Annotated in this window: 3 protein-coding genes; 2 read left to right on the top strand and 1 reads right to left on the bottom strand. The window is 76.4% G+C overall.

The features are described from left to right. Nucleotides 1-76: 76 nt before the first annotated feature. Entirely contained in the window at nucleotides 77-1528 is a 1452-nt protein-coding gene (gene pyk / locus LLG88_12080; GenBank protein MCE5247640.1) for a pyruvate kinase, read from the top strand. 66 nt (nucleotides 1529-1594) lie between these two features. Here pyk and LLG88_12075 read toward each other — a convergent pair whose 3' ends face one another. Next, entirely contained in the window at nucleotides 1595-3091 is a 1497-nt protein-coding gene (locus LLG88_12075) for a PAS domain-containing sensor histidine kinase (GenBank protein MCE5247639.1), read from the bottom strand. A gap of 245 nt (nucleotides 3092-3336) precedes the next feature. Between LLG88_12075 and LLG88_12070 the strand changes: the two genes are divergently transcribed. Next, nucleotides 3337-4275 (top strand): sigma-54 dependent transcriptional regulator (locus tag LLG88_12070; GenBank protein ID MCE5247638.1); only part of this gene is annotated, 939 nt, incomplete at its 3' end.

Genomic DNA, 4275 nt, shown 5'->3' with positions numbered 1-4275 from the left:
CGGCATGCACCCCTCCCTCGAACAAGAATGCGCCATCCGGCCCGCGCGCCGCAATCGGCTGGCCGATAATCGGGGCATGCGCACCGAGTCCGCCGCCGCCCCTTCGGCGCGACGCCTGACGCGCGTCGTCGCCACCCTCGGTCCCTCGTCCTCCGCGCCCGCGGTCGTCCGCGCGATGGTCGCCGCGGGGATGGACGTCGCCCGCCTCAACTTCAGCCACGGCGCCCCCGCCGAGCACGCCGAGCGGGCGGGCCGCGTCCGCCGCGCCGCGCGCGCCGCGGGGCGGCCGGTGGGGATCCTCGCCGACCTTCCCGGGCCGAAGGTGAGGCTCGGCGCCTTCGCCGGGCCGGTCGAACTGAAGACGGGGGACGCGGTCGCGCTGACGACGCGCGCCGCGGACGCCGACCCGGCGCGGCTCGTGCTGCCGGTGGACTACCCGCACCTCGCGGTGGAGAGCGCGGCCGGGCAGACGCTGCTCCTCGCGGACGGCGCGGTGCGGCTGCGCGTGCGGCGCGTCGCCGGGGAGCGGGTGCTCTGCGAGGTCGCGGACGGCGGGCGCGTCTCGCCGCGCGCCGGCCTCGCCCTGCCCGAGGCGGAGGCGGTGCGCTCGGCGTTCACGGCGCGCGACCGGCGGTTCCTCGACGCGGCGCTCGGCTTCGGCGCCGACTTCGTCGCCGTCTCGTTCGTGCGGCGGCCGGAGGACGTGCTCGACGCGCGGCGCTTCGCGGCGCGGCGCGGGGCGGCGCCGCTGGTCGTGGCCAAGATCGAGACGCGGGGCGCGCTCGCCCGGCTCGACGAGATCGTCGTCGCGGCCGACGCGGTGATGGTCGCGCGCGGCGACCTCGGCGTGGAGCTGCCGCTGGAGGACGTGCCGCTGGCCCAGAAGCGGATCGTCGCCGCGGCCGCGGCCGCGGGGAAGCCGGTGATCGTGGCCACGGAAATGCTGGAGTCGATGCGCACCGCGGCCCGGCCGACGCGGGCCGAGGTCTCCGACGCCGCGAACGCGGTCCTCGACGGGGCGTGGGGGCTGATGCTCTCCGCCGAAACGGCGGTCGGCGCGCATCCGGCGGCGGCGGTCGAGGCGCTGGCGCGCATCGCGCGGGCGGTCGAGCCGGCGCTGGTGCGGCGGGAGCGGCGGCGGGTCGCGCGCCCCGACGGCGGGCTCGGCGTCTCGGCCGCAGTCGCCGACGCCGGGGTGCTCGTCGCGGTCGAGGTCGGGGCGCGGGCGATCGTCGCCCTGACCCGCTCCGGCGCGACGGCGCGCGAGGCGGCGCGGCGGCTCGCGCCGCTGCCGATCTACGGCTACGCGACGAGCCCCGAGACGTGGGCGCGGATGACGCTCTACCGCGGGATCGTGCCGCGGCTCCTCGCGCCGCAGCCGACGCAGGCGCGGCTGCTGGCCAAGGTCGAGGCCGACCTCCGCGCGCGCGGCGATCTCGCGCGCGGCGAGACATACGTCGTCGTGGGGGGCGCGCCGGACGAGCCGCTCGGCGTCACGAACCAAGTCTCGGTGCGCCGCGTCCGCTGACGCCCGGCGCGCGCGGCCGCGAAGCGTCGCCGCGGTGCGTCGTCGCCCGCGTCCGCCGATCGACGGCTAGGAGTTCGGCAGCTCGACGACGATCCGCAGGCCGGCGTCGGGCGGCAGCTCGGCGCGGACCTTGCCGCCGTGGCGCTCGACGATCTGGCGGCAGAGCGCGAGCCCCATCCCGATGCCGCCCTCGGCGCCGCTCTGCTCCGACCCGAGCACGCGGTAGAACGGGTCGAAGATCCGCTCGAGGTCCTCGGCCGGCACCGCCGGGCCGAAGTCGCGGATCTCCAGCTCGACCCGCCCGACCTGCGGCCGCAGCTCGGCGCGCACGCCGCGCGGCGACGGCCCGTGGGCGACGGCGTTGGAAAGGAGCTGCAGGAACGCCCGCTGCATCAGCGGCGGATCGACGAACGCGACCGCCCCCTCCGGCGGCGCGCAGACCTCGATCGGCGCCCCGCGGCGGCGGGCTTCGTCGGTCAGCGCGGCCGCCGTCTCGCGCAGCAGCGCGGCGACGTCGGTCTGCTTCCGCTCGATGGCGATCGTGCCGGAGTCGAAGTGCGAGACCTCGAGCAGCCGGTCCACGAGCGCGGCCAGCCGCGCCGCCTCGTCGCGGATGATCGTCGCGAACTCGCAGCGCGTCTCCCGCTCGAGGTCCGGCTCCAGCGCCAGCGTCTCGGCGAAGCCGTGGATCGAGGCCAGCGGGGTTTTCAGCTCGTGGCTCGCGTCGCGCAGGAAGTCGTACTTCCGGCGGTCCGGCTCGACGAAGCGGGTCAGGTCGCGGGCGACGAGGACGCTGGCCAGCGGCGCGCCGGCGAGCGAGGACGCGCGGGCGAGCCGGACGAGGAAGGTCCGCGCCTCGCCGTTGACGAGGACGCGCGCCGTCTGCGCCTGGTTCGGGCGGCGCGAGGCGAGGAACGTCAGCCAGGCCCCGCGGAAGAGCGACGGCAGCGGCAGCTCGGTGATCGGGCGGCCGGCCCAGTCCTGCTCCGAGACGCCGAAGACCCGGGCCGCGGCGGCGTTGGCGAGGAGCAGCCGGTCGCAGTCGTCCACGACCAGCGCCACGTCCTCGAGCGCGTCGAGCGTCGCGCGCAGGGCGGCGCGCTCGCGCTGCGCCGTCTCGACCTTCAGCAGCAGCTCGGCGCGCAGCCGGGCCATGCCGCGGTCGTCGGCCAGCGCGAGGAGGCGCGGCCCGCGCGGGTCGTCCTCGTCGAGCAGCGAGGCGCGCACGAGGCAGGGGAAGGGGCAGCCGTCGGCCGCGAAGGCGGTCGTCTCCACGGTCCCGCTGCCCGCGGCGGCGAGGTCGGCTACCGCGCGCCCCTCGGCTTGGGCGGCGTACGGCCCGGCGACGAAGGTCGCGTCGCGGCCGACCGCCTGGAGGGCGGCGACCCCGAAGCGCTCGGAGGCGCGGCGGTTGAGCCAGAGGACGACGCCCTCGGCGTCGGTGATGAGCAGGGCGTCCGGATGGGCGTCGAGGATCGCCTCGAAAGACGGCAGGCCGGCGCCGCCCCGCCCCTTGCGGGACCGTCCGGCGAACGGCCACTGCCCTGCCCCTTCGAAAGCCACCTTCGCTCCCTCGGCGGGCCGTGCGCGCTTGCGCACGCCGCCCCTCATTCAGCAAACGCCGTGCCGACCCAATGCGAACGGGGCTTTTCGGCCCCGCGGGCGAGGGCGAAATTAGACGATCGCGACCGGATCATCAACTGCGGCCCGATTTCAACAGACCGTCCCAGTTTGGGACAGGGCCGGTTGTCCCAAGGTGGCACGCCGGGGCGGGACGACCAATATTCGGGGCGGGGGGACGGGAAACGATGACCGCTGCCGCGCCCACGATCCTCGTCGTCGACGACGAAGCCAGCCTGCGCCGGCTCCTCTCGTTCACGCTCGCCCGGCGCGGCTTCCGCGTCGCGCTGGCCGAGACGGGGGAGCAGGCGGTCGAGATGGTCGAGCTCGACCCGCCCGACATCTGCCTGCTCGACGTGATGCTCCCGGGGATCGACGGGCTCGAGGTCCTGCGGCGGGCGCGCCGCCTCGTGCCGGACCTGCCGGTGATCATGATGACCGCCTTCGGCACGGTCGAGCGGGCCGTCGAGGCGATGAAGCTCGGCGCGCACGACTTCATCGCCAAGCCGTTCGACATGGACCGGCTCGACATCGCCGTGAAGAACGCGCTCTCGATGGGCCGGCTGTCGCGGCAGGTGCGGCGCCTGACCGACGAGTTGCGCGCGCGCGCCGGCTTCCGCGGGATCGTCGGCGCCGACGCCGGGCTCGCGCCGACCGTGGAGCTCGTGCGCAAGGCGGTCCCGACCGACCTCACGGTGCTGCTGCTCGGCGAGTCGGGGGTCGGCAAGGAGCTGTTCGCGCGGGCGATCCACGACGAGAGCCCGCGGGCCGGCGGCCCGTTCGTGGCGATCAACTGCGCCGCGCTCCCCGAGGCGCTGCTGGAGAGCGAGCTGTTCGGGCACGAGCGGGGCGCCTTCACCGGCGCCGACCGGCGGCGCGTCGGGCGGTTCGAGGCGGCGGACGGCGGCACGCTCTTCCTCGACGAGGTGGCCGAGACGAGCCCGGCGGTGCAGGCGAAGCTGCTGCGCGCGCTGCAGGAGCGGCGGGCCGTCCCGCTCGGCGGGAGCGAGGCGCGGCCGTTCGACGTGCGCGTCGTCTGCGCCAGCAACCGCGACCTGCAGGGGCTCGTGCGCGAGGGGCTGTTCCGCGAGGACCTCTACTTCCGCCTCGCCGCCTTCCCGGTGACG

This window comes from bacterium (assembly GCA_021372775.1).
GTDB lineage: Bacteria > Acidobacteriota > Polarisedimenticolia > J045 > J045 > JAJFTU01.
This window is presented reverse-complemented; position numbering and strand designations above follow the sequence as displayed.

What these genes read in the sequence shown, in the direction of transcription:
- pyk (MCE5247640.1), top strand. Translation starts at nt 77, where the DNA reads ATGCGCACCGAGTCCGCCGCCGCCCCTTCGGCGCGACGCCTGACGCGC.